This is a genomic window from Methanoculleus sp. UBA374 (assembly GCA_002508705.1).
Taxonomy (GTDB): Archaea; Halobacteriota; Methanomicrobia; order Methanomicrobiales; family Methanoculleaceae; genus Methanoculleus; species Methanoculleus palmolei.
The window spans coordinates 109,966-133,165 of record DAYL01000013.1; the positions used below are offsets into that span (position 1 = coordinate 109,966).

Genomic DNA, 23,200 nt, shown 5'->3' on the forward strand with positions numbered 1-23,200 from the left:
ATGATTGGAGATGCTACGACGGTGAGTTCACCAACCAGAACATGTCTCGGTTTGCCAGCGATAACGATGTGAAACTCTATACCATTACATTCGCCTATGACCCCGACGAGACGGTCACCGAGACGATGGGCATACTTGCGGACGCAACCGGCGGGTTCTACGAGCATGCCGGGGACGGCGAACAACTCACCGATATCTACCGGCGTATTGCCGGCGAGCTCAAGACCGAGGCCGGCGTCGACACCAACATGAACGTTGTCTTCGAGAATGTGGAGGTGAACGGGACGCCTGAGTCCGGGGCCGAGGTGTTCGACTACGTCTATGCACCCGGAGAGTCGACCAATATTACAAGTTGGGTCCAGAATGAGACCGGGTACTACCCAATTGTCGGCCCTCATACCCGTAACGATACGCTAAACTGGACGGCAACACCCCCCCACCTGCCCTTTAACATAGGCACCATTCACCTTGACCAGACCTGGGAGACGACCTTCCGCCTCAAGGTGAAGTGGCCGGAGGGGGGCAACATCAGAATCCTCGGCGGCGACTCGATGATCTCGTTCAACAACGGCACCGATGTGCTGCCCCTCCCCGACACCTTCATTACGGCCGTTCCCGACCTGAACAACACCGGACTCACATCTGCATTCCTCGATGTTGAGTTTACCGAACCGGGCACCGGTTCGGGGCCGTATACCGATGTCGCCCCGCTAACATGGAAGACCACCTACAACGGTACAGGGGACGTCGTTATAGCCCTTTCCTCCTCCCCGTATGAAGACGGACGGGGGTCGTCCACTTTCTTCACAAAGACCCTGTCCGCCGGGACATTTTCAGAGGACGTGGAGGAGGTGACAAATTCGACCCTGATGGACATCAGGCGTATGACGCCGGGGCAGTACTGGATAACGGTGACCGCCTCGGCACCGGATGCCAGCAGTGCCGAGGATACGACCACCCTGTGGGCTCATACCAAAGATTCGTCGCTCGATTACATCAAGGTCGAGTGACCCCGCAACTTTTTTTCGGCACCGATATGGCGTCTGTTACCGAATGAGCACACTGTCGACGAAATGGTTCGGATTTGAGCCGGATAACAGCCCGTCCTCGCCACAGAAGACCACACGGTCGGTTGTTCCGGAGGGCGCTACTCGCGGTCACCGGAACCGCAGGTGATCAGGGGCCCGCCCTCATTTACCGATAGAGAGGAGGTCATATAGAGGACGACGCCTTCATGGGCGGCAACGACGGTTTCGAGAACGTTCCCGAAGAAATCGCTGATCGTCCCCAGCTCTTCTCCGGCCCCGACATAGTCTCCCGGTTCTACCCGCGGCAGCCAGCAGCCGCTTTTCGGGGCGGTAAGGCTAAATGCGTGGGCGATCACCCGGGGCCGGGGCAGAGCTTCCTCCGGATCAATCAGACCGCAGTGGGCGAGAACCCCCCGGAGCTGCCGGACATAACGTTGCGCTTCCTCCTCGGACCAGAGGCCGGAGGCGCCCCGCTCAATCAAGACGGATGGAATTCCCCGCTGGCAGGCCACGTGCGACGGGCCTTTCATTCCACGGGCGGGAACGGCATAGTCCGCCCCGCTTGCCAGGGCCATCTCACGAGAAGCCTCATTTACCGCCGGGTCGGCACTGTCGCTATAATAGACATGGGAGACCAGGGTCTCCGGAATGTCGCCGCAATGGATGTCCACATGAACATCGGCGACCGGAATGAAGGCGGTGGCAATCACATGGGCGATTCTTTCCGCCAGACTGCCTTCGGGATCGCCGGGAAAGACAGCATTGAGGTTTTTGCCGTCCTCCGGAACCACAAAAGCCCGGTGGGCAAAAAAGGCCCCGGGGTTGCAGCAGTGCAGGACGACGACGCGGCCCGCAACATCCCGGGGCGTCAGGGTTGCCGCAAGCAGCGTAGCCGCCCTTATGCCAAGATATTCGCCGCCGTGAATCCCCGCCGTAACCAGCATGGTCTTCCCTTCCCGTTCGCCGTGAATGACGGTGACGGGTAGAGTCACCCCCGCGTCCACCGTCACTTCCCGGGCGACCTTATCCCCCGGTCTCGTCCGTAATTCCGGTAACATCATCGGATCATGCCCTCCTTTCCGTTCTGGAAAAATAACATAAAAACCTCCTTCGGATTTCCTTTAAGGGTGCATCCGGAAAAAAAATCAACGGACCTAGCGGGAATTGAACCCGCGTCCTTGGGTTCGAAGCCCAAAAGGATGTCCTCTACCCCATAGGTCCCCTCATGAGTTTCAATCATAAGTTATTAAGCGTTTTTATGCCGTACCCTATATGATGATCCTCTCGTCCAGCGAAATCGTTCGCCGGCTCGATGACGGCGACCTCGTCATCGATCCCTACCATAACGCGTCCCAGCAGCCCGCATCCTACGACCTTCGGGCGGCCGAAGAGACCGCGCTCCCGCGCGGAGCGTGCACCCTCGTTCCCTCGATGGAACGGGTGGAACTCCCCGCCGACCTCGCGGCAACCCTCCGGTGCCGCTCCTCGCTCGCCCGCCGCGGCGTTCTCCTCGGCGGAGGGTTCGTGGACCCGGGGTTTCGCGGGCAGCTGACGCTCTGCCTGACGAACGCCGGCCCGGAGGAGATCTGTCTTGCAAAGGGGGACCGGATCGTGCAGATGATCCTTCAGGAAGTACTGAACGGTGACCGGCTTTATGCGGGCCGATATCAGGATAGCCTCGGCGTGGTGCGTTCACGATGACTCCACCGATACGCTCCGAACGAAAATACCTTGAGATCCTCCGGATCCTCGCGGAATCGCACGAACCTCTGGGTGCAAAGAGATTGAGCGAGAAGATGGCCGAACGGGGTTTCGTCCTGAGCGACCGCGCCGTCCAGTACTACCTCCAGTACCTCGATGAAGCGGGGTTTACCGAGAAGGTCGGGAACCGGGGCCGCCTTCTCACCGAAGCCGGAATCGCCGAGAGCGAGAGCGCACTCGTCGACGAACGGATCGGTTTCATTATATCGAAACTCGAAGAACTTGCCTTTCGGAGCACCTTCGACCCGGCGACCGGGGTGGGAAGCATCGTCTACAACCTCTCCTTCGTGCAGGAAGGGGACCTTCCGGGCGTCACGGCAGCCTTCGACGAGGTGGCGAAAGCCGGCTACGGCTTTCTGAACACCTACCGGATTGTCGAGACCGACCCTCGCATTCCCGACGGCCATGTCGGGATCATGACGGCCTGCAGCGTCACCCTGGACGGCGTTCTTCAGAAGATGGGCATCCCGACGAGGCTGGAGTATGCCGGCAGGATCGCTCTCGATGAGGGCGGCTCCGCCGGGTTCCTCGACCTCATCGGTTATCGGGGAACGTCGGTCGATCCGCTTCACCTCTTCATATCCGCCGGCCTCACCTCGATCAACCGGCTGGTGACGACCGGGTCCGGTGTAGGGCTTGCAAACATTCGCGCCGTGCCCGCGGTCGCCCGGGACCTGGTAGAGGAGGTCACCGACCTGATGACGGGGTACGGGTTCATCTTCCCCGCCGGTGGAGGCATCGGGGAGTTCAACCTTCCAGAACACCCTTATCGGCTTTCCGTCGTCGCATTCAGCGGCATGAACATGGTAGGAAACGCCGTTGAGAAAGGTTACGCCATCAAGACGGAGATCGGCGCCGGGACCGTGCCGTTTGAACGTATCACGGACGTTACATCCAGGTGATCCCGCCGTCGCCGGGATCGTCCATCGCCTCTCCTTTCCGGTCTTTCGTCCGCTCGGTCGCGTCGATCACCGCAAGCCTCCCGCGTGAGGGATCGATCTCCTTCGGCCGGGGGCTCCTCCGGCCTACCCTCTGCCCGGTCTGGTCCAGCAGAGCATCTTTAGGTGCAGGGGCTCCCCTGCGCATACAAAGGTCGGGCTTATCGAGGACCCCGTCGCTCGGTCGCTGCGTCCCCCCGATCGAGACCGCATCGCCGGTGAGCGACCCGTCTTTCGGATGCTGCACCGGTTTTAAACCCGCAGAGGACGTTATCGCATCGTCTTTCGGGGCAGTCTTCTCGATGCTGATCCCTTTCGGGCCAAAAACCGAGTTCTTCGGTGCGGGCATGGACGAGGTGACCGAAGCGGTTCCGGTGATGTCAATCCCCTTCCCCCCCTGTTTCGGGGGGAGGACGACGGCGCCGTCCTCCTTCCTCCTCTCGGCCTTCGGGAGCATATCAATGGTGTCGTCCCTGATCTCTCTGTCGCTCCGGCTGTTTCCCCGGAGCATGATCATCTCATCCTTTTCTGCCGTAGACGGTTCGGTCATAAATTCACTCTCCTCCAGAAACGCTGACTCAAGAGGTGAGACAAATCCCGGAATACCCTCCTCTTCCGGAATTCCGGAAACGGTTTGAGACATCGCGGCCTCTTCATCGCGCAACCGCTCCTCTTCTTCGGCCCTCAACCGTTCTTCCTCGCACTCAAGCCGGTACTCGGTCCGGATCTCCCGGATCTCCTCGACCCGCGGGACGTTGGAGAGTCCCGAGAGCACGATGATGATCCCGACGAACGATGTGTTCTTCACCGGATAGTCGCCGGACCGCATCTCAAGGCCGGCGATGTTCCGGTCGATCCATTTCCTGACGGTCTGGAACCCTTTCATCGAAAGTTCGGCTGAGGGCCCGGCAATCAGCACCAGCGCTTTGTCGGCGCTGGTGAGGTCGCAGGGAACCGACACCTCTTCGTAGACGGCTTTCTTTGCGAGCGAGACGATCCGTGCAGCCTTCTCCTGTGAACCCTGGATAAAGTACTTCAGCGACCGCCGTCGATAAAGGAGGTCCAGCCAGCCGGCCGGCAGGCGCTCGGCGGCGTAGCCGACCGCAACGAAACCATTCCCCTTCAGGGTATTGAGGACCTCCCCCGCGTCCAGGACGACCTCGGCAACATCGATCCCGAACTCATTGAACTCGCCGGCACGAAGAAGAAGGCCGATCTGACGGGAGATTCGCTCGTTGAGCTGATTGAAATGAGTTCTCGGATCGGATGGCCCGGAGTTCCGGCGCAGCTGGCCCATGAAGCCGGGTTCTGCCGTCCCGTCCGTCCTGATCTTCTGCGACCAGGTCTCGTTGTCGAAGAGAATGACGCCGTCGACGAGTTCCTGGAGCGCGTCAAGGTCGTCGGCCGCTTTGGCCGAGACCTGTTTTCCCTCATCAAGGCACGGCAGGATGGCGAGAGCGAAGATCGGCTCCACGTAGGACTTCTTGAGCTCGTCGATGATAAGCGGCGCGATATCGACGACGCTGCCTCCGAGCCCGCAACAGAGCAGGATGGCGTCGATCTCCAGCGTATCCATAGCCTGGATCCGGGTCATCACCTCCTCGATATCGATCACGTCCGTGATCCCGTCGGTGTTTTCGACACCGATCCGCGGGAAGAAGACCCTGGCGGGGTCCGGAAGGTGGCGGAGTTGCACGAGGCAGTTCGGGTCGATATCGATGGCTACCGCACTCATGCAACAGACTTTGCTTCGCCGGTCGTGATTGTAGAGGTTATCCACAACCCGGGACCCGGCGCCACCCAACCCTATCGCCAGCACTCGCATGGTCTTCTATCCCTTGAGTGGCTCTTGGCCCGAAAATGGGCGCGCGTGCCACCCGGAAGATACTGATGAATATTTGAACGGACAAACATATATATTTCTATACTTCACCCGGGGTGTGAAGCGCGTCTGCTAATAAATGCGGTGTATTTGAATTTTACTGTTTTAACTCCTCATGCTGAAACCTTTTCCATGATAAGGAGTGATCTACACAAGAATTCCATGGGGAACACGGTACATCTCTCCGTTTTGCACTACCGTTGTTGTACGTGTCCTTTCGTGAACACAAAATGGCAATATATATAACTCCGGGCACGTAACTACTCATTGAGGTGTATAGCCTTGATTACATATGGAATTGAATTTGTGCCCGGAGCAATCAACGTCAAGCAGGTGGTGAAGTACACCAAGCTCGCAGAGTCAAAGGATATTGACTACGCTTGGATCACCAACCACTACAACAACCGCCATGCCTACCCGACCCTTGCCATGATCGCGGCAAACACCGACACGATCAAGATGGGTCCCGGTATCATGAACACGTTCACCGACACCCCGGCGGCCATCGCATCCTTCATGGCTACCTTGAACGAGATCTCCGACGGACGCGCCGTCCTCGGTATCGGCCCCGGTGACCTCTCGACGCTTCCGAAGCTCGCCATCGACCCCGTCAAGCCCGTCGCCCACCTGAAAGAAGGTGTCGCACAGATCCGCAGCCTCCTCACCGGTGAAGAGGTCAAGAAGACCGGCAAGATGGAGTACTTCGACTACGACGGTGCCAAACTGACCGGTGTCACCCTGCCCGGCAAGAAGGGCATCCCGGTTTACATCGGTGCCCAGGGCCCCAAGGTCCTTGAGCTCGCCGGCGAGATCGGCGACGGCGCCCTGATCAACGCGTCCAACCCCAAGGACTTCGACGTCGCCATCCCGATCATCAAGCAGGCCATGGAGAAGGTCGGTAAGAAGAACTTCGATGTCGGCGCCTACACCGCCATGTCCATCGACAGGAACGAGAAGAAGGCCCGGAACGCCGCAAAGATTGTAGCCGCGTTCATTGCCGCCGGCTCCCCGCCCGCTCTCCTCAAGCGCCACAACCTCGACCTCAACAACGTCGCAAAGATCAAGGAAGCGCTCGGACGCTTCGACTTCAAGACCGTCGGCGGACTTGTTGGCGACGCGGAGATCGATGCCTTTACCATTGCCGGAACCCCCGACACGGTCAAGCAGAAGTGCGAAGACCTCGCCAAGGCTGGAGTTACCCAGATCATCTTCGGTTCGCCGCTCGGCCCCGACATGACCAACTCCATCCGCCTGCTCGGCAAGTATATCGTATAAGGCGGAACAACACTCATCACTTTTTTGAATGCGCGCCTCGTCAGGCGTTTTATGCCGCCGTCCCCATCCCCCGGCAGTTCCGGACAGGGTTTAATACGCTCGGCGCGCCAACGGGAATACAACGGGCCATGTTCACCACCCACGAGCTCCGGACAAAACGGGGAGTTCTCCAGTACCGTCGGGAGTCTCTCACCGGCATCCGGTGCAGAATCAGTCCTGTCCGGATAAAACGGCGGATTGACGCCCTTCCCATCTCATCCTCAACCCGTGAGAACTGTCCGTTCTGCCCCGGTGCCGTAGATACTGTTACCCCGACGTTTGAGGACGGCAGCCGTCTCCGGTGCGGAGAAAGCGTGACGTTCCCCAACCTCTACCCGTTCGCCAGACACCATGTGGTCACGGTGATCACGCCCGACCACGCAGTCGACCGGTTCGACCGAAGGTGCCTTGCCGACGCCATCTCCGGCACGGCAGAAGCCCTGGCCCGGTCCTCCGGCTACGCGAGCATCAACTGGAATTACCTCCCCTCAGCCGGTGCAAGCATCGTCCACCCGCACCTGCAGGGTATCGTCGACCCGGAACCCACCTACCTCGCCGACCTCTATATCTCCGCCGGCCGCCGTTACCTCGCCGACCATGGTCGTCTCTACTGGGACGACCTCGTGGAACACGAACGTTGCTCCGAGCGGCTCCTCTTCGAAGACGAGATCTTCTGGTCGGCAAGCCCGGTTCCCCTCGGCGAGCGGGAGGTCAGGGGTATCCTCCCGGTATCGACGCTTGCCGAACTCGAGCCGTATGTCGAGTTGCTCGTTGACGGGCTCCTCCGGGTCCTTGACTTCTACCGGAACCTCGGTACGCACGCCTTCAATGTCTCGATCTTCTTTGACGCTTCCGATACGACGGGGCGGGGCCACCGGGCCTTCTGCTCCGTCATCGCGCGGCTGAACCCGAACTGCCTCTCCATGTGCGACTCGGCGTTCATGGAGCGGCTGCACCTTGAACCGGTCATCCTGACGCTCCCCGAAGACCTGGGCGCGCTCTTCCGGGAGCAAGGTTGATTCCGTGCCCGGCGTTCTCCCGGCCCGGTCATCGCTACAGGCGCCCCTCCTCATCCTCAAACCCGCGTCGGCAGCCTCGATCCCCGCCTGATACTCGGCGCTCAGCGGTGCCCTCTGCCGGTCTCTTCACTCACGACGCCCGGCGGATTGCGCGGGTGTTCGGCGACCTCCGGGTCGTGGAGCCGGGTGGTCGAAAAGCCGGGGATCGAGTGCCGCTCTGCCTTCTTCGGGAAATCCCGCTGTTATTCGTTGCCGACAGAAAAAAAGAAAAAGAGTATTGAGTTTACTCGGGCTTGCTGATGAGGGCCGTCTTTGAGACGATCTCGCCGGTCTTCTTGTGGGGCTTCCTGATGACGCCGTCGACGCCCTTCTCGAGGTTGCGTGCCTCTTCGCAGAGGAGCATGGCCTGGCGCATCATCTCGTGGGCGCTCGCGACGATCGGGATGTATTTCTCCCACTCCTTCGTCATGAAGCAGCCCTTGACGTTGACGCCTGCAACCTGCTGGGCGATCTCGTAGGCGGCACGGGCCTTCGCGAGCGCGTAGGGGTTGCTGAACTCCCCGTCGACCGCCTTGTCGGAGGTCATGACGACCTTCGGGAGCGCGAGGTCCGCGCCCTTCTTACCTGCCTTCACCTGGTCGATCACCTTGTCGAGTTCCGTCTGCATCTTGCGGAACGCGCCGGTGAGGGCAAGGACCTTGATGAGGTTTCCGTTGTAGTCCGCCATCTCGATGGGGTCGAGGAACTCACGGCGGGCGCCGATCATGGAGTCGGCCTTCATGATGATGTAGCCGAACTTGCTTGCCTTGAGCGCCTCGAACTGCTCCTTCTTGGTGGTGACATCGTCGGTGATGACAATGCAGGGAATCCCGGCCGCCGCAAGGTCTTCACGGGCCTGGGTGGGTCCGGGAAGGACGCCGTTCGGCGAGACGACGATACAGAAATCGGGGCCCCATGCCTTCATGTTGCTGACCACACGCTCGATATCCTCCGGCTGCAGTTTCGTTCCGGAGGTTGCCATGAAGGTGATGATATCCTCGCGGTCGGCACGCTCATCGAGGAGAAGTTCGCCCATTACACCACTGGCAATATTTCCTAGTTTCGCAATTCCTACTTTAACAACCACTTTTACACCTCTCAAAATTTGAGAACACGATAGTATCGCCAAGTTCTCATATAAACATTTTGAAATGGCCCGACAGGTCTGTCCGGAGGGGGGGCTGTTAAGGGAAAGTGTTTAAATTAAATGCGTCTATATATACTTGATGAAACAAGGTCTGCTTACCGATCGCCAGAAAGAGGTGTTGCGCTACCGAAAGAAAGGGCTGACGCAGCAACAGATCGCCGAGATCATTCATACGTCAAAGGCTAACGTCTGCACCATCGAAAAGGCCGCTCTCGAGAACATCTCGCGTGCGCGCGAGACGCTTGAGTTCCTCTACACGCTCGATGCGGCACACCTCTGTACGCTCCAGAGCGGCCTCGATCTGCTCAAGGCTCCCGAGATCATCTACGCTGAGGCCGAGAAGATGGGATTAAAGGTCAAATACGATACAATCACGCTCATTAACAGACTCAGAGACGCTAACCCGGACCGGTTCAGGGGCAGACAGGTCCGCGAAGACGTTGAGATCTACATTAATAAGGACGGCGACCTCTACTTCGGATGATGCCGTTCCCCCGGCGCGCGCAGGCCCCGTGCCGGAACGGCCACGCTGGAGCGGGCGCTATGCAGCCCGGGTTTCTCCGGTCGTGCACCTGCACGGCAGAGGCTTTTACAACCCTTTGTTGGTTTTCCTGCAGCAAACACTCGATTTGCGCAAATTCCAGAAATATATGTAACAAGGTTTATATCCCATTTTAAGTAATGTTTAAGAAACCGCTCTCCACGATCTCGTCCGGACCCGGGAGCCATCCGGCACTTCATGTGCCTCTGATTCCCGGAATCTCTCCGATTTCGCAACATGCGCGGATCGAAGACCCGTGCGGGGTGGAGAGGGTACGAGAGTAAGCAGAGGCCGAACCCTCCTTATGGAGGGCCGATGTCGATTTGGAGTTGTGCATCGTCACAACGGGATGACAGGAGCTGGATCTGATCGAGACGCTGGGCCAACGCGGTGCAGCGCGCCCGGTTCCGGGTTGTTTCTTCCCGGAAGCGTCAAAGCATCAGGATCTATTGGCGACGACTGGAGATGTACCCGGTGCACCACCGGGCTGGCAGCGGGCTGGCGATGGAATGCGCGGAGACGGATGTCCCGGCGTTCTCACGTCCGTTGCCTCCATCAACTGTTTCCCTTCGCGGCGTGCCGCTACGGTATGCCGTTCGATGTCCTGCCCGGGATACGGGTTCGCCAGAAAGCCGACCGTGCCGGTGTATCCGGCACGGGATTCGGCGCGTGGTATCTCGCTACAGCAGAGCGAGATGCACGCACTACAACGCGATGAAGGGTTGATAAAAACATGCCGAATATTCACAGGCCACGCAGAGGTTCCCTTGCGTACAGCCCGAGAAAGCGGGCGAAGAGCCCGGTTCCCCGCTACGGTTCATGGCCGGATTACGCGGGAGCTCCGGCTGTGCAGGGATTTGCAGGGTACAAGGTGGGGATGACCCACGTCATCATGGTGGATGACCACAAGAGCAGCCCCACCGAAGGCAAAGATGTGATGGTGCCGGTGACCGTGGTTGAGGTCCCCCCCATGCGGGTAGCAGGTGTGCGGGCATACGGCATAGACACCTACGGAAAGCATGCACTGACCGAAGCCTGGACGACCGACCTTGACGGAGAGTTGTCCCGCCGCATCAACGTTCCGAAGAACCATGACACCGCCGCCGCCCTTGACGCCATCAAAAGCGGGATCGGCGAAGGCAAGGTCGCAGAACTCTATGCCCTGGCCTACACCCGGCCAGGGGAACTCACCGGCGTCCCGAAGAAGGCCCCCGACATGATGGAGATGCGGATTGCCGGCGGAAGCCTTGACGACCAGATTGCCTACGCCGCCGATATCCTCGGGAAAGAGATAGCAGTCTCCGGCAACTTCGAAGTCGGCGAATACGTTGACGTGACCGCCGTCACCACCGGTAAGGGCACGGAAGGCCCCGTCAAGCGCTGGGGCGTTCAGGTCCGGAAGCGGAAGCACTCCCGCGGCGGCAAGAAGCGCCACATCGGCAACCTCGGCCCGTGGAACCCGCACCACGTCAGGTGGCAGGTGCCCCAGATGGGCCAGATGGGCTACCAGCAGCGAACTGAGTTCAACAAGCGCATCTTAAAGATCGGCACCGAAGCCGGCGACATAACGCCGGCAGGCGGTTTCCTCCACTACGGCCTTGTGCGCGGTCCCTATATGCTGATCAAGGGCTCCGTCCCGGGACCGAACAAGCGGCTGGTCAGGATACGGTCCGCGATACGGCAGGGTGAACATACTGTCCGCACGCCGGCGATCAGTTACGTCAGCGCGCAGAGCAAGCAGGGGTGAGAGAGCGATGAAGGTACAGGTTCGAACACTGACAGGCGAGATCGCCCACGAGATCGATCTCCCGGAAATCTTTAACGAAGAATACAGGCCCGACCTGATTAAGCGGGCTGTCCTCGCGCTCCAGAGCACCCGGTTCCAGCCGCATGGGACCGATCCCTACGCCGGCGTCCGCACCTCGGCAGAGTCCTGGGGCAGCGGCCGGGGTGAGGCTCAGGTTCCCCGTCTGAAGAACGGCAGCAGGACGGCCCGGGTTCCCCAGGCAACCGGCGGGCGTGCGGCACATCCCCCGAAGGTCGCAAAGATCCTCGTCAAGGACATCAACCGGAAAGAGAAGCGTAAGGCTTTCCGATCGGCCGTTGCAGCCAGCACCTACCAGGACCTTGTCCAGGGACGCGGGCATCTCTTTGAGGGCAATCTCCCGCTGGTCTTCGAAGACCGGTTCGAAGAGGTCACCCGGACCGGCGACGTCATCTCGGCGCTTTCTGCACTCGGGGTCTATGTCGACATCGAGCGGGCGAAGAACAGCAGGAAGGTCCGTGCAGGGCGCGGCACCATGCGTGGCCGCCGCTACAAGCAGCGCAAGAGCGTCCTCATCGTCACCGGGAACGAACCGCTTCGGGCGGCCCGAAACCTCGCCGGTGTCGATGCCGTGACGGTCGATCAGCTGAACACCGAACTTCTGGCGCCGGGCACGCAGGCGGGACGCCTGACGGTCTGGACTGAGTCCGCGATCAGGAGACTGGAGGAGTTCTCATGATGCTGAAATACCCGTTCGTTACTGAAAAAGCAACGATGATGCTCGAAGGCGAGAACAAACTCCAGTTTATCGTGGAGAGAAATGCCACCAAGCAGAATATCAAGCGAGACCTGGAGTCGGCCTTCGGACAGGAGATCACCGGAATCCGCACAATGATGACCATGAAAGGTGAAAAAAAGGCCATTGTAAAGTTTGCGGATGAGAAAGCGGCTGAAGAGATCCTCAGCCGGCTGGGAATAATGTAAGGTGAGGTACGAATGGCACATCGTATTATAGCACAGAACCGCGGCAAAGGCGGCCCGTCCTATCGTGCACCGTCGCACCGGTATAAGGCCGAACTGCGTCACCTCGGGAAGAACGACGCCCTGATCTTCGGGAACGTCGTCGATATCGAGCACGACCCGGCCCGCCATGCACCGATTGCTTTTACACAGCTCGAAAGCGGTGAGAAGGCTTACATCCTCGCCACAGAAGGACTCGGTGTCGGGGATACGATCTCCTGGGGCCCGGGCGGCGTGGTGAAGAACGGAAACACCCTGCCGCTCCGTGAGATCCCGGTCGGTGCATACGTCTGCAACATCGAGGCCAGGCCCAACGACGGCGGTAAATTCGTCCGTTCAAGCGGTGTCCAGGCCCTTGTCATCGGCAAAGCCGACGACGGCAGGGTCGGCGTTCGGATGCCGAGCGGCAAGAACAAGTGGTTCAACGGTGTCTGCATGGCAACCGTCGGTATCGTTGCCGGTGGCGGACGGGGAGAAAAACCGTTTGCCAAGGCAGGAAAGAAGCATTTCCACGTCAGGTCCTCATCTGAACGGTGGCCTCGCGTCAAGGGTGTCTGCATGAACGTCATCGACCACCCGTTCGGTGGCGGCGGTCACCAGCACTGCGGACGGCCGAAAACCGTATCCCACGGGACGTCCCCCGGCAGGAAGGTCGGGCATATCGCCGCCCGGAGAACCGGCAAGTGGAAGAAGTGAGGGTGAATCATGGCAAAGAAGACACAGAAGCGAATGCCGCGGCGGCGGGAGGAGTTCACCTATCGTGGCTACTCCGTCGAGGACCTGCAGCAGATGGCTCTCTCCGAGCTGCTGCCCCTCATGCCGGCCCGGGCGCGCAGGAAGTTTGACCGCGGCCTCTCCCGGGAACACGAAAAACTCCTCGCCGATGTCCGTTCGGGAGACGCAAGCCTCCGGACCCATCTCCGGGATATGATCGTCATGCCCGAGATGATTGGAAAGACGATCGAGATCCACAACGGCAAAGAGTTCCAGAAGGTGGAACTTCAGCCCGAGGCGGTTTTCCACTACCTTGGAGAGTTTGCACTGACCCGCAGGAAGGTCTCTCACGGCAGCGCCGGTATCGGTGCGACCCGGTCGAGTAAATATGTACCGCTGAAGTGATGGCTATGGCAAGAACAGAGTATTCAGCAAAGATTGAGGGTGAGAACATCGCTCGCGCAAAAGCGAACGAACTCCCCGTCTCTCCCAAGCACTCGATCGAGATTGCCAGGTTCATCCGGAACATGACCACTACCGAAGCAAAGGCATATCTCGCCGATGTGGTGGCTCTGAAGAAGGCCATCCCCTTCAAGCGGTTCAACCGGAACGTCGCCCACAAGCGGTGCCTTGAAGGGTGGCCCGCAGGCCGTTACCCGGTCAAGGCCGCGGGAGCCTACATCCGGCTGCTCAATTCGGTCGAGAAGAACGCCGAGTATATCGGCCTCGATACCGGAAAACTTCGGATCGACCACGTCTCCGCCAACGCAGGCCGTGGTCTCCGGGCTTTCTTCCCGCGTGCGATGGGTCGCGCTACCCCGAAACGCAGAGAGACCGTGAACATCGAGATCGTTGTGACTGAGGTGGCGTAATGGCAATCGAGAAGAAGTTTATCACTGACGGTGTGCGCAACGTTCGCGTCGAGAAATTCCTCACGAAGGAACTCAAGCGGGCGGGATACGGCGGCATGGACATCACCCGGACGCCGCTCGGCACCCAGGTGACCATCTTTGCGGAGAAACCCGGTATCGTGATCGGGAAAGGCGGCAAGCAGGTTCGTCAGCTCACGCAGGACCTCACCACCACCTACGCGATCGAGTCCCCGCAGGTGGAGGTCCAGCAGGTCCAGAACCCCACCTTCAATGCACAGATCATGGCCGAGCGGCTTGCAAACGCCCTTGAACGCGGCTGGTACTTCCGTAAGGCCGGGCAGAGCACGATCCGTCGTGTCATGGAATCCGGCGCACTCGGCTGTGAGGTCATCATAGCCGGGAAACTGACCGGTGCCCGGTCGCGGACGCAGAAGTTTACCGAGGGTTACGTCAAGCATTGCGGTGAGCCCAGCGAGACAATCGTCGAGAAGGGTTACGCGCTTGCAATCAAGAAACTCGGGACCATCGGGGTCCAGGTCAAGATTGTCCCGCCGGATGCACGGCTGCCCGACACCTTCGATATCATCGAACCCGAGACGAAGAAGGTCCCGGAAGAGCCCGTTGAACCCGAAGAGGTCGGCGACGACGAGCTTGATGAGGAGCTTGCGGCGGTTCCCGACGAGGAATACGTGGAGGAGAGATAAATGGCAATCTTTCGTGCAAAGGAAGTGAAACAACTCTCCGACGTCGAATTGCTCGAGCAGGAGCAGAAACTATTCCTCGAACTGGTCCAGGAGCGAGGAAAAGTCAGCGCCGGCGGTGCCACAGAGAACCCCGGGAGGATTCGCGAGGTCAGAAGGACGATCGCGCGCATTCTGACCGAGAAAAACGCACGGAGGAACGCATGATCTCTCCCCAGAACGTCCTGCGGCACGAACTCATCGGCCTGGACGTTCTGGTAACCCGTGCAAGCAACCCGGGTCATGCCGGGGTCTCGGGTCGCATCATCGATGAGACCAGAAACACCCTGGTTATCATGACCCGGCGGGGAGAGAAGCGGATACCGAAACGGTTCAGCGTATTCCGCCTCCGGCTCCCGGACGGCACGACCGTCGATGTGGACGGTTCGAGCCTGGAGACACAACCGGAACGGCGGATCACTGCGCGGATCAGATAAAAGAGGATGAATAATGGCACGAAACATTGGATTGGACGTCCCCATTCCGGAAACGGAATGTGAAGACGCAAATTGTCCGTTTCACGGCACTTTGCCGGTACGCGGCCAGGTGATTACCGGCAAAGTCGTGAGCGACCGTATGAACGGTACCGTCGTCGTGGAGCATGAGTTCCTCCACTACGTCAAGAAGTATAAGCGGTACGAGAAACGCAGGTCCCGATACCATGCCCACAGCACGCCCTGCATCAACGCGGGCGTCGGCGACGTGGTCCGGATCGCAGAATGCAGACCGCTTTCGAAGACAAAGAACTTTGTGGTGGTCGAGGTGATGAAGGAATGAAGGCGATGCAGGCAACCATTCCGCGCGCACTCGCCACCGGCTCACAGATGGTCTGTTCCGACAACACCGGCGCACGGCTCGTGGAGATCGTCTCGGTCGACGGTTACCACGGGGTTCGGCGCCGGCAGCCCTGCATGGGCGTCGGCGACATCGCGACCGTGAGCGTCAAGAAGGGCACCCCCGATATGCGGAGGAAACTCGAGAAGGCGGTGGTAATCCGGCAGAAGAAGGAGATCCGCCGCCCGAACGGCATCCGGCTCTCGTTCGAGGACAACGCCATGGTGCTCATCAACGATAACGGGGAGCCGAAGGGAACGGAGATCAAGGGTGCCGTCCCCCGTGAGATCGCGGAGCGATACCCCAAGATCGCCTCCATGGCGACGATCATCGTGTAAGGTGTGGTGAAAAAGATGGTACGCATGGTCAGTACACAACCGAGAAAACAGCGCAAGGCGCGTTACAACGCACCGAACCACACCCGGGGCCGGTTCCTCTCTGCATCACTTGCCCCCGAACTTCGCGGGAAATACAACACCCGGCGGACCCGTGTGGTCAAGGGCGACACTGTCAAGGTGCTCCGTGGAGACTTCGCCGGGGATGAAGGCGTCGTCGACTCGGTGGATATGAAGGTATGCCGGGTGATCGTGCACGGCGTGATGGTGACGAAGGCTGACGGAACCGAGGTTCCCCGTCCTATCGACCCCTCGAACGTGCAGATCACGAAGCTCAACCTGAAAGACAAACTTCGTGAGGAGAGACTCGGAGGCGGAGCATAATGTCTCACTATCTCAAGCGGCTGGTAGCGCCAGGCTCCTGGCACATCCCGAAGAAAGTACAGAAATTCGTCATGAAGACCGCCCCGGGCCCCCACAACGCCGGCGCTCTGCCGGTCGGTGTCTGGCTCCGTGAGCATGTCCATCTTGCCGAAAATGCAAGCGAGGTCCGGAAGATCCTGCACCAGCGGGACATCATCGTCAACGGACGGGCCTGCAGAAACCCGCAGATGGGCCTTGGGGTCTTTGATATCGTCTCAATCCCGAAACTCGGGAAGCACTATCGCATCCAGCTCGATGTGCGGGGCAACCTGGTTGCCGTTGAGATTCCGGCGGAGTCCGCGAAGACCAGGCTTTGCAAGATCCGGAATAAGACCACGATCCGGGGCGGCAAGGTACAGTTGAACCTTGCATTCGGTGCGAACATCCTCGCCGACAACACCTACAAGGCAAAAGACTCCATTGTGGTGACTCTCGGAACGGACGGCGAAGACAGGTTCCGGATCGTCGACCACTTCCCCTTCGCGGAGGGCAATGTAGCCACAATCGTCGGCGGAAAGCACTCCGGCAGGGTAGGCAGGATCGTTGAGATCATCCGGACCGCGAGTTCCGGACAAAACCGCGTCATCCTCATGGATGACTCGGCAAACGAGCAGTTCGAAACCATTGAAGATTACATCTTCATGGTCGGCCGCTCCGGAATTGCACCTGAACTGGAGGCCCTGGCATGAGCGCAATGAAAGAGATCTACGTCGATAAGGTCGTTGTGCATATGGGTGTCGGGGAGAGCGGCGAGCGGCTGGTCAAGGCCGAAGACCTCGTGAAGCAGATCACCGGCCAGAAGCCCGTCCGCACCGTCGCCAAGCGGACCCAGCCGGCGTTCGGCATCCGGAAGGGTGCCCCCATCGGGTGCAAGGTAACCCTGCGCCGGGAGAACGCCGAGAAGTTCGTCAGGACCGCTCTCGATATCGTTGATCGGCGGCTTGCACTCTCTCAGTTCGACCGGACCGGCAACGTCTCGTTCGGCATTGAGGAGCATACCGACTTCCCGGGCATGTCCTACGACCCGGCGATCGGTATCTATGGGATGGATATCAACGTGGTGCTCGAATACAAAGGTGTGCGGATTGCACGCCGGAGCGTCGAGCGCAGGAAACTGCCGATGGATCAGAAAGTGACGAAAGAGGACGCCGTCGCGTTCATGCGCGAGCGCTACCAGGTGGAGGTGTAAGGATGGCAGAAGAGTCTGGAGCACCGTCAGCGGGCGAGCATGTAAGAAAGTTCGGCCGTGGTGCGAACGAGTGCCGCATCTGTGGTCGGAAGCAGGGCCTTGTGCGTAAATACGGCATCTACTTCTGCCGTCAGTGCTTCCGCGAATGGGCGGGAAAGATGGGCTTCAAGAAGATGAACTAGGGGTTGAGAGAATATGGCACGACTGAATCCAATCGCTGACGCGATGAGCACGATCAAGAATGCCGGCGACTCTGGAAAGAGTGAGGTTATTGTCGAGCCGGTGAGCAAGCTCCTCGGCGCTATGCTCCGCGTTATGCAGGAAAACGGCTTTATCGGCGGCTTCGAGTTCATCGACGACGGTCGCGGCGGCCAGTTCCGGATCCAACTCTCCGGAACGATCAATAAGTGCGGCGTCATCACCCCCCGGTTCCCGGTGACGATGACTGACATGGAATACTGGGAGTCGCAGTACCTCCCGGCAAAGAACTTCGGTATCCTGATTGTCTCCACCTCGAAGGGAGTCATCTCCCACGCAGAGGCCCGGAGCGCGGGTATCGGCGGGCAACTGCTGGGATACGTCTACTAAGGGAGGGAAGTGAGTATGGGAATTACACGAAAGGTTGAGATCCCTCCCGGTGTGGACGTCACGCTCGAGGGCAGTGTGCTCACGGTCTCGGGACCGAAGGGTACACTGACTCGTAATATGCGCTTCCCGCAGATCGACGTCGTGGTCGAAGACGGTGAACTCGTCGTCTCCACGGCATCCGATAAGAAGCGGTTCCTTGCCATGAGCGGAACGCTTGAAGCCCACGCAAAGAGCATGATCCGGGGCGTCACGGAAGGCTACGAGTACCGCATGAAGGTGGTCTACAGCCACTTCCCGATCCAGTTGAAACTGCAGGGCGGCAGCCTTGAGATCAACAACTTCCTTGGCGAGAAGCAGCCCCGGATCGCAAAGATCATCGAGGGTGTCAGCGCCAGGGTTGGAAACGATGAAGTGACCCTCACCGGCATCGATAAGGAGAAAGTGGGCAACACGGCCGCAAACATCGAACACGCGACCAGGATCACGAAACGTGACCCCCGGGTGTTCCAGGACGGCATCTACATCGTCGAGAGGGCGTGAAAGAGATGGATGAGATACGAAGATTGATCCGCGTCCGCACCCGGCACAACAAGCCTGCCTTTAAGAGGCGGGGTCTTCACCGCAAAGCGAGACTGGAAGATGTCTGGCGGCGTCCGCGTGGTCTACAGAGCAAGCAGAGAGCGCAGTTCAAAGCAAAGGGTGCACATCCCCGGCCGGGGTACGGAAGCCCCGTCACCATCCGTGGCATGCACCCGAGCGGCTATGAGGAAGTGCGGGTCTTTACCCCTGCAGAACTTGTGGGACTGATCCCGGAGACTCAGGCCGTCCGGATTGCCGGATCGGTGGGTAACAGGAAACGCGGCGAAATTCAGGCGCGGGCCATGGAACTGGGACTCAAGGTGCTGAACGCAAAGGACCTTACCCGTGCGGCGGAGGCTCCTGTTGCCGAAACCGAAGAGGAGGTGACCGAGGATGAGTGACCTAGCCGGTCAGAGGCGAATGGCAGCCGCCATCCTCAAGTGTGGTGCCAACCGCGTCTGGTTCGACCCCGAGCGCCAGGCCGATATTGAGGCGGCTATCTCCAGAAACGATCTGCGCGAACTCATCGAAAACGGTGCGATCAAGGCCCACATCATCAAAGGAAACAGCCGGGGCAGGACACGGGCACGGACGGCAAAGCGTTCGTACGGTCACCGGAAAGGACCGGGGAGCCGAAAAGGTGCCGCCGGAGCCCGGAGTTCCAGTAAGCGGATGTGGATCGGTAAGATCCGGGCGCAGCGCCGCGTCCTGCGCGAGATGCGTGATGACGGCAGAATCGACCGGAGCCTCTACCGCGTGATGTACCGGCGGGCTTCCGGAGGCCAGTTCCGGAGTGTGTCGCACCTTGCGGCTCACGTTGAGACGATGGCAGGGAGGATGAGATAATGGCAACCGGCCCAAGATATTTCGTGCCCTTCCGGAGAAGGCACGAGGGTAAGACTGATTACTACAAGCGGATGTCGCTCCTGTCGTCAGGAACCCCGAGAATGGTCGTCCGGAAGACGAACCGGCAGATCATCGTGCAACTGGTCGTCCCCGAGACTGAGGGAGACTGCACCCTGGTGGCTGCATACTCGGCTGAACTCGCCGGTTACGGCTATGCAGGATCGGCCGCAAGCACCCCGGCAGCTTACCTGACCGGGATGCTGTTTGCGGTCAAAGCGTTGAACGCAGGGTATGATGAGGCAATCCTGGATCTCGGGCTTGCCCGGGCAAAACCCGGAGCGCGCGTCTTTGCTGCTCTCAAGGGGGCAGTGGACGGCGGTCTCGACATTCCCTACGGTGAAGAGATCCTCCCCGACGAGGAGCGGCTCAAAGGCGCCCACATTGCCGGGTATGCTCCCGAGCGGGCGGGGGACCTGGTAGCGAATGTAGAGGCTGTGGCTCTGGCCATCAAGAAGGAGCTGGTGTAGACAATGGCATACGTACAGGAAGAATGGATTCCGCTCACCGGTCTCGGGCGCATGGTCGCTGCCGGCGAGATCACCAGTATCGATGAGGTGCTCGCAAGCGGCAGACCGATCAAGGAGCCCCAGATCGTCGATCTCCTCCTGCCCGACCTGGAGGACGAGGTCCTGGACATCAATATGGTCCAGCGTATGACCGACTCGGGTCGCCGTGTGAAGTTCCGCACCGTCGTAGTGGTCGGCAACCGGAACGGTTACGTCGGGTTCGGCCGGGGCAAGGACGCTCAGGTGGGTAACGCGATCCAGAAAGCAATCGTAAACGCAAAACTGAACCTCATCAAGGTCTCCCGGGGATGCGGGAGCTGGGAGTGCGGTTGCGATACCGCTCACTCGATTCCCATGGAGGTGACCGGCAAGGCGGGCAGCGTCCGGGTGACGCTGAAACCCGCCCCGCAGGGAATCGGTCTCGTGACCGGGGATATCCCGAAGAAGGTCCTGCAACTTGCAGGCATCAAGGATGTCTGGGCCTTCAACCGGGGACAGACCCGGACGACCATCAACTATGCCCAGGCGACGTTCGAGGCGCTTCGGCAGACGAGTCTCGTCAGGATTGGAGGGACGGAGTAAATGTATGCGGTAGTGCAGGTCCGCGGCGTGGTTAATACCAACCGTGAGATCAAAGATACGCTGAAGATGCTCCGTCTGCACCACATCAACCACTGCGTCCTCGTGCCCGATACCCCGGCGTACCTCGGCATGATTCGCAAGGTCAAGGACTTCGTGGCGTACGGCGAGGTTGACAGAGACACTCTGGCCACCCTCCTGCGCACCCGGGGCAGACTGACCGGGAACGAGCGGCTGACCGACGATTACGTCCGCGCGCATACCCCGTATGCGGGCATCGAGGAATTTGCAACAGCGCTTTGCAGCGGTGAGACAACGTTCCGTGATCTGGCCGAGATCAAACCGGTGTTGAGACTACATCCTCCACGAAAGGGCTATAATACAATCAAACGAACCTTTCAACAGGGAGGGGCGCTCGGCTACTATGGTCCCCAGATCAACGATCTCCTCTACAAGATGAGGTGAAACAATGCCCGTAAACAAGCGATCAAAATACAGGGGTTCACGGACCTGTGGCGGCGGCACGCACAAAAATCGACGTGGCGCCGGAAACAGGGGTGGACGTGGTAGAGCCGGCCAGCGCGACCACCGCTTCTCCCACTTCTACCTGAAGGGCGAGATAGCCAACGGTAAGCACGGTTTCGTCAACAAGACTTCCGTGCCGGTATCCGCTCTCGACGTCGGGGAGATCGACCAGATGGCTGAAGCGCTGCTCCAGGAGGGGCTTGCTATCCGGGAGGGCGACCTTATTACTCTCGACGCCACCGCGATCGGCATCGAGAAAGTGCTCGGCGGCGGCAGAGTCACACATAAACTGAGTATCTCCGCCCGGGAGTTTTCAGCACGGGCCCGGGCTAAAATTGAGGAGATGGGCGGTCAGACAACGACCGCCTGATCTTCTTTTCAGGTGAAACTATGGGAGATCTGCTGGATAGATTTGAACCAATCCTTGCAGCGATGCCTGCAGTCCGGAGTCCGGAGGGGCACGTCCACTTCAAGAACAAACTCATGTGGACGCTTGCAATTCTTCTCCTCTACTTCGCATTGACGAATATCGATATCTTTGGACTCTCTCCGCAGTCACAGGATATTTTTGGAATGTACCGCGCCCTGCTTGCCGGTGCGAGCGGTTCGCTTCTGCATCTCGGTATCGGGCCGATCGTCACCGCGTCGATCGTGCTGCAGTTGCTCAAGGGCGCTGGAATCCTGCAGATCGACACCAGTGAAGCACGCGGCCAGGTCATGTACATGGGCCTGCAGAAGATGCTCATCTTCGTGATGATCATCGTCGAAGGGTTCCCCATGGTCGCGAGCGGTCTGATGCTGCCCGACCCGTCGGTGGCGGCCCTGTTCTTCGGCGGCAATACGTTCACGGTCTCGCTCCTGATCTTCCTCCAGCTCTGCCTCGGCGGACTCCTGGTGGTGCTGATGGACGAGGTCGTCACCAAGTGGGGTATTGGCTCGGGTGTGGGTCTCTTCATCGTTGCAGGAGTTTCCCAGGGCCTGGTGAACGGCTTCCTGAACTGGCAGACTGGCACCGATCCCTTCCCGATCGGGTTCTTCCCGAGGCTCTTCGCCATAGCGACGTCGGGGGCGAACTTCCTTCAGTACTTCGGCACGGACTTGCTTGCCCTCCTCACGACGGTCATCATCTTCATGGTCATCGTCTACGTGGAGTCGACCCGTATCGAGATCCCGCTTGCGCATACCGCCGTCCGCGGCGCCCGCGCGCGTTTTCCGGTGAAGCTCATCTATGCAAGCGTTCTGCCGATGATTCTCGTCCGGGTGCTGCAGGCGAACGTCCAGATGATCGGGATGCTCCTCTCCAACGCCGGGATAACGATCCTCGGCGAGTTCCAGGATCAGCAGCCGATAAACGGCCTCATGTGGTTCATTGCGCCGATCAACCAGCCGACGGACTGGATGTGGTGGCTCTCCGACCTCGGGCACGCCCCCTGGGAGATCCTCATGCGGATGGGTATCGATGTCCTCGTCATGGTGATCGGGGGTGCGATCTTCGCGCTCTTCTGGGTCAAGACCGCAGGACTCGACTCAAAGGACGTGGCCCGGCAGATCCAGAGGAGCGGGATGCATATCCCCGGTTACCGCCGGAACGCTCAGGTGCTTGAGAAGTACCTCGACCGTTACATCCCGCGGGTCACCGTCATCGGCGGTGTGTTCATCGGGGTTCTCTCGGTCGTTGCGAACCTCTTCGGTGTCGTCGGTGCGGTCGGAGGTACCGGCCTGCTGCTTGCGGTGAGCATCACCTATCGGCTCTATGAAGAGGTCGCAAGCCAGCAGATCATGGAGATGTACCCGTTCATGCGGTCGTTCTTCGGCAAGGAATGAGTCCGGAGGCCCGACCCTTTGGGTCGGGCCGTCGGAGTCGTTCCTGGAGAAGCGGCGCGGAGCGCTCGCTTCGACCGGGATTGAGTCCGGGGTGAGTTCCTCCCCCTTTGGGTCTGTCCTGAGGAGTCGTTC

The 23,200-nt window shown here is 59.7% G+C and carries 33 protein-coding genes and 1 tRNA gene; 30 read left to right on the top strand and 4 right to left on the bottom strand.

The window, feature by feature from the left end; genetic code table 11:
- The coding region (locus tag BRA42_RS03965) for a hypothetical protein (RefSeq protein ID WP_342770458.1) at nucleotides 1-1,010 on the top strand (1,010 nt) is incomplete at its 5' end.
- Nucleotides 1,011-1,147: 137 nt separating this feature from the next.
- On the opposite strand, the gene BRA42_RS03970 is transcribed toward BRA42_RS03965, so the two are convergent.
- On the bottom strand, nucleotides 1,148-2,089 hold the full coding sequence (locus tag BRA42_RS03970) for a M14 family metallopeptidase (RefSeq protein ID WP_292406111.1): 942 nt from the start codon (nucleotides 2,087-2,089) through the stop codon (nucleotides 1,148-1,150).
- An 88-nt stretch (nucleotides 2,090-2,177) separates the two neighbouring features.
- Nucleotides 2,178-2,249 (bottom strand) — tRNA-Arg (locus BRA42_RS03975).
- Nucleotides 2,250-2,303: 54 nt separating this feature from the next.
- Here BRA42_RS03975 and BRA42_RS03980 point away from each other — a divergent pair.
- Both BRA42_RS03980 and BRA42_RS03985 read left to right on the top strand, forming a co-directional pair.
- Nucleotides 2,304-2,729, top strand: coding sequence for a dCTP deaminase (locus BRA42_RS03980; RefSeq protein ID WP_292406126.1), 426 nt, complete (start codon nucleotides 2,304-2,306; stop codon nucleotides 2,727-2,729).
- Nucleotides 2,726-3,691, top strand: coding sequence for a DUF128 domain-containing protein (locus BRA42_RS03985; RefSeq protein ID WP_292406108.1), 966 nt, complete (start codon nucleotides 2,726-2,728; stop codon nucleotides 3,689-3,691). Before BRA42_RS03980 ends, BRA42_RS03985 begins: the two co-directional genes overlap by 4 nt.
- Here the strand turns inward: BRA42_RS03985 and BRA42_RS03990 are convergent.
- Nucleotides 3,678-5,552, bottom strand: coding sequence for a tubulin/FtsZ family protein (locus tag BRA42_RS03990; RefSeq protein ID WP_342770459.1), 1,875 nt, complete (start codon nucleotides 5,550-5,552; stop codon nucleotides 3,678-3,680). The genes BRA42_RS03985 and BRA42_RS03990 overlap by 14 nt on opposite strands.
- A 342-nt stretch (nucleotides 5,553-5,894) precedes the next feature.
- On the opposite strand from BRA42_RS03990, the gene BRA42_RS03995 reads away from it, so the two are divergent.
- Complete coding sequence (locus BRA42_RS03995) at nucleotides 5,895-6,884, top strand: 5,10-methylenetetrahydromethanopterin reductase (protein WP_342770460.1); 990 nt, start codon at nucleotides 5,895-5,897, stop codon at nucleotides 6,882-6,884.
- A gap of 353 nt (nucleotides 6,885-7,237) precedes the next feature.
- Nucleotides 7,238-7,942 (top strand): galactose-1-phosphate uridylyltransferase, encoded by a 705-nt coding sequence (locus BRA42_RS04000; protein ID WP_342685852.1) that lies wholly within the window; start codon nucleotides 7,238-7,240, stop codon nucleotides 7,940-7,942.
- A gap of 283 nt (nucleotides 7,943-8,225) precedes the next feature.
- On the opposite strand, the gene BRA42_RS04005 is transcribed toward BRA42_RS04000, so the two are convergent.
- On the bottom strand, nucleotides 8,226-9,068 hold the full coding sequence (locus BRA42_RS04005) for a F420-dependent methylenetetrahydromethanopterin dehydrogenase (RefSeq protein ID WP_292406097.1): 843 nt from the start codon (nucleotides 9,066-9,068) through the stop codon (nucleotides 8,226-8,228).
- Between the two features lie 139 nt (nucleotides 9,069-9,207).
- Between BRA42_RS04005 and BRA42_RS04010 the strand changes: the two genes are divergently transcribed.
- From BRA42_RS04010 to secY, 25 genes are all read left to right on the top strand, one after another.
- On the top strand, nucleotides 9,208-9,612 hold the full coding sequence (locus BRA42_RS04010; RefSeq protein ID WP_292406095.1) for a Tfx family DNA-binding protein: 405 nt from the start codon (nucleotides 9,208-9,210) through the stop codon (nucleotides 9,610-9,612).
- A gap of 790 nt (nucleotides 9,613-10,402) precedes the next feature.
- Nucleotides 10,403-11,416, top strand: a complete 1,014-nt coding sequence (locus BRA42_RS04015) for a 50S ribosomal protein L3 (protein WP_292406092.1) — start codon at nucleotides 10,403-10,405, stop codon at nucleotides 11,414-11,416.
- 7 nt (nucleotides 11,417-11,423) lie between these two features.
- Nucleotides 11,424-12,173: a 50S ribosomal protein L4 gene (rpl4p, locus tag BRA42_RS04020; protein ID WP_292406089.1), complete on the top strand. Its 750-nt coding sequence runs from the start codon at nucleotides 11,424-11,426 to the stop codon at nucleotides 12,171-12,173.
- A complete protein-coding gene (locus BRA42_RS04025; RefSeq protein ID WP_292406086.1) occupies nucleotides 12,170-12,418 on the top strand; it encodes a 50S ribosomal protein L23 in 249 nt (82 codons plus the stop codon). The genes rpl4p and BRA42_RS04025 overlap by 4 nt, the downstream gene beginning before the upstream one ends.
- A gap of 12 nt (nucleotides 12,419-12,430) precedes the next feature.
- On the top strand, nucleotides 12,431-13,150 hold the full coding sequence (locus BRA42_RS04030; RefSeq protein WP_292406084.1) for a 50S ribosomal protein L2: 720 nt from the start codon (nucleotides 12,431-12,433) through the stop codon (nucleotides 13,148-13,150).
- 9 nt (nucleotides 13,151-13,159) lie between these two features.
- Nucleotides 13,160-13,573 (top strand): 30S ribosomal protein S19, encoded by a 414-nt coding sequence (locus tag BRA42_RS04035; protein ID WP_292406081.1) that lies wholly within the window; start codon nucleotides 13,160-13,162, stop codon nucleotides 13,571-13,573.
- A gap of 5 nt (nucleotides 13,574-13,578) precedes the next feature.
- Complete coding sequence (locus BRA42_RS04040) at nucleotides 13,579-14,040, top strand: 50S ribosomal protein L22 (protein WP_292406078.1); 462 nt, start codon at nucleotides 13,579-13,581, stop codon at nucleotides 14,038-14,040.
- Nucleotides 14,040-14,744, top strand: coding sequence for a 30S ribosomal protein S3 (locus BRA42_RS04045; protein WP_292406075.1), 705 nt, complete (start codon nucleotides 14,040-14,042; stop codon nucleotides 14,742-14,744). The genes BRA42_RS04040 and BRA42_RS04045 overlap by 1 nt, the downstream gene beginning before the upstream one ends.
- A complete protein-coding gene (gene rpmC, locus BRA42_RS04050) occupies nucleotides 14,745-14,948 on the top strand; it encodes a 50S ribosomal protein L29 (RefSeq protein ID WP_292406073.1) in 204 nt (67 codons plus the stop codon).
- Nucleotides 14,945-15,217 (top strand): ribonuclease P protein component 1, encoded by a 273-nt coding sequence (locus BRA42_RS04055; RefSeq protein WP_292406071.1) that lies wholly within the window; start codon nucleotides 14,945-14,947, stop codon nucleotides 15,215-15,217. The genes rpmC and BRA42_RS04055 overlap by 4 nt, the downstream gene beginning before the upstream one ends.
- 13 nt (nucleotides 15,218-15,230) lie before the next feature.
- The gene (locus BRA42_RS04060) at nucleotides 15,231-15,557 is read left to right on the top strand and encodes a 30S ribosomal protein S17 (protein ID WP_292406068.1); all 327 of its coding nucleotides are present in this window, start codon (nucleotides 15,231-15,233) and stop codon (nucleotides 15,555-15,557) included.
- Nucleotides 15,554-15,952 carry a 50S ribosomal protein L14 gene (gene rpl14p, locus BRA42_RS04065; RefSeq protein WP_292406065.1) on the top strand — a complete coding sequence of 133 codons (399 nt, stop codon included), beginning with the start codon at nucleotides 15,554-15,556 and terminating at the stop codon, nucleotides 15,950-15,952. Before BRA42_RS04060 ends, rpl14p begins: the two co-directional genes overlap by 4 nt.
- A gap of 15 nt (nucleotides 15,953-15,967) precedes the next feature.
- Nucleotides 15,968-16,333 (top strand): 50S ribosomal protein L24, encoded by a 366-nt coding sequence (gene rplX, locus BRA42_RS04070; RefSeq protein WP_292406062.1) that lies wholly within the window; start codon nucleotides 15,968-15,970, stop codon nucleotides 16,331-16,333.
- A complete protein-coding gene (locus BRA42_RS04075) occupies nucleotides 16,333-17,061 on the top strand; it encodes a 30S ribosomal protein S4e (RefSeq protein WP_292406060.1) in 729 nt (242 codons plus the stop codon). The genes rplX and BRA42_RS04075 overlap by 1 nt, the downstream gene beginning before the upstream one ends.
- Entirely contained in the window at nucleotides 17,058-17,561 is a 504-nt protein-coding gene (locus BRA42_RS04080; protein ID WP_292406058.1) for a 50S ribosomal protein L5, read from the top strand. The genes BRA42_RS04075 and BRA42_RS04080 overlap by 4 nt, the downstream gene beginning before the upstream one ends.
- 2 nt (nucleotides 17,562-17,563) lie before the next feature.
- On the top strand, nucleotides 17,564-17,743 hold the full coding sequence (locus BRA42_RS04085) for a 30S ribosomal protein S14 (protein WP_292406056.1): 180 nt from the start codon (nucleotides 17,564-17,566) through the stop codon (nucleotides 17,741-17,743).
- 13 nt (nucleotides 17,744-17,756) lie between these two features.
- Entirely contained in the window at nucleotides 17,757-18,149 is a 393-nt protein-coding gene (locus tag BRA42_RS04090; RefSeq protein WP_292406053.1) for a 30S ribosomal protein S8, read from the top strand.
- A 15-nt stretch (nucleotides 18,150-18,164) separates the two neighbouring features.
- A complete protein-coding gene (locus BRA42_RS04095; protein ID WP_292406052.1) occupies nucleotides 18,165-18,689 on the top strand; it encodes a 50S ribosomal protein L6 in 525 nt (174 codons plus the stop codon).
- Nucleotides 18,690-18,694: 5 nt separating this feature from the next.
- Nucleotides 18,695-19,129, top strand: coding sequence for a 50S ribosomal protein L32e (locus tag BRA42_RS04100; RefSeq protein WP_292406050.1), 435 nt, complete (start codon nucleotides 18,695-18,697; stop codon nucleotides 19,127-19,129).
- A complete protein-coding gene (locus tag BRA42_RS04105; protein WP_292406049.1) occupies nucleotides 19,122-19,574 on the top strand; it encodes a 50S ribosomal protein L19e in 453 nt (150 codons plus the stop codon). Before BRA42_RS04100 ends, BRA42_RS04105 begins: the two co-directional genes overlap by 8 nt.
- The gene (locus BRA42_RS04110) at nucleotides 19,574-20,101 is read left to right on the top strand and encodes a 50S ribosomal protein L18 (protein WP_292406045.1); all 528 of its coding nucleotides are present in this window, start codon (nucleotides 19,574-19,576) and stop codon (nucleotides 20,099-20,101) included. The genes BRA42_RS04105 and BRA42_RS04110 overlap by 1 nt, the downstream gene beginning before the upstream one ends.
- A gap of 3 nt (nucleotides 20,102-20,104) precedes the next feature.
- Nucleotides 20,105-20,722: a 30S ribosomal protein S5 gene (locus BRA42_RS04115; protein ID WP_292406043.1), complete on the top strand. Its 618-nt coding sequence runs from the start codon at nucleotides 20,105-20,107 to the stop codon at nucleotides 20,720-20,722.
- The gene (locus BRA42_RS04120) at nucleotides 20,723-21,184 is read left to right on the top strand and encodes a 50S ribosomal protein L30 (RefSeq protein ID WP_292406041.1); all 462 of its coding nucleotides are present in this window, start codon (nucleotides 20,723-20,725) and stop codon (nucleotides 21,182-21,184) included. It abuts the gene before it with no gap.
- Nucleotides 21,185-21,188: 4 nt separating this feature from the next.
- Nucleotides 21,189-21,614 carry an uL15m family ribosomal protein gene (locus BRA42_RS04125; protein WP_292406039.1) on the top strand — a complete coding sequence of 142 codons (426 nt, stop codon included), beginning with the start codon at nucleotides 21,189-21,191 and terminating at the stop codon, nucleotides 21,612-21,614.
- A gap of 20 nt (nucleotides 21,615-21,634) precedes the next feature.
- A complete protein-coding gene (gene secY, locus BRA42_RS04130; RefSeq protein ID WP_342771109.1) occupies nucleotides 21,635-23,068 on the top strand; it encodes a preprotein translocase subunit SecY in 1,434 nt (477 codons plus the stop codon).
- The last annotated feature ends 132 nt before the right edge of the window (nucleotides 23,069-23,200 follow it).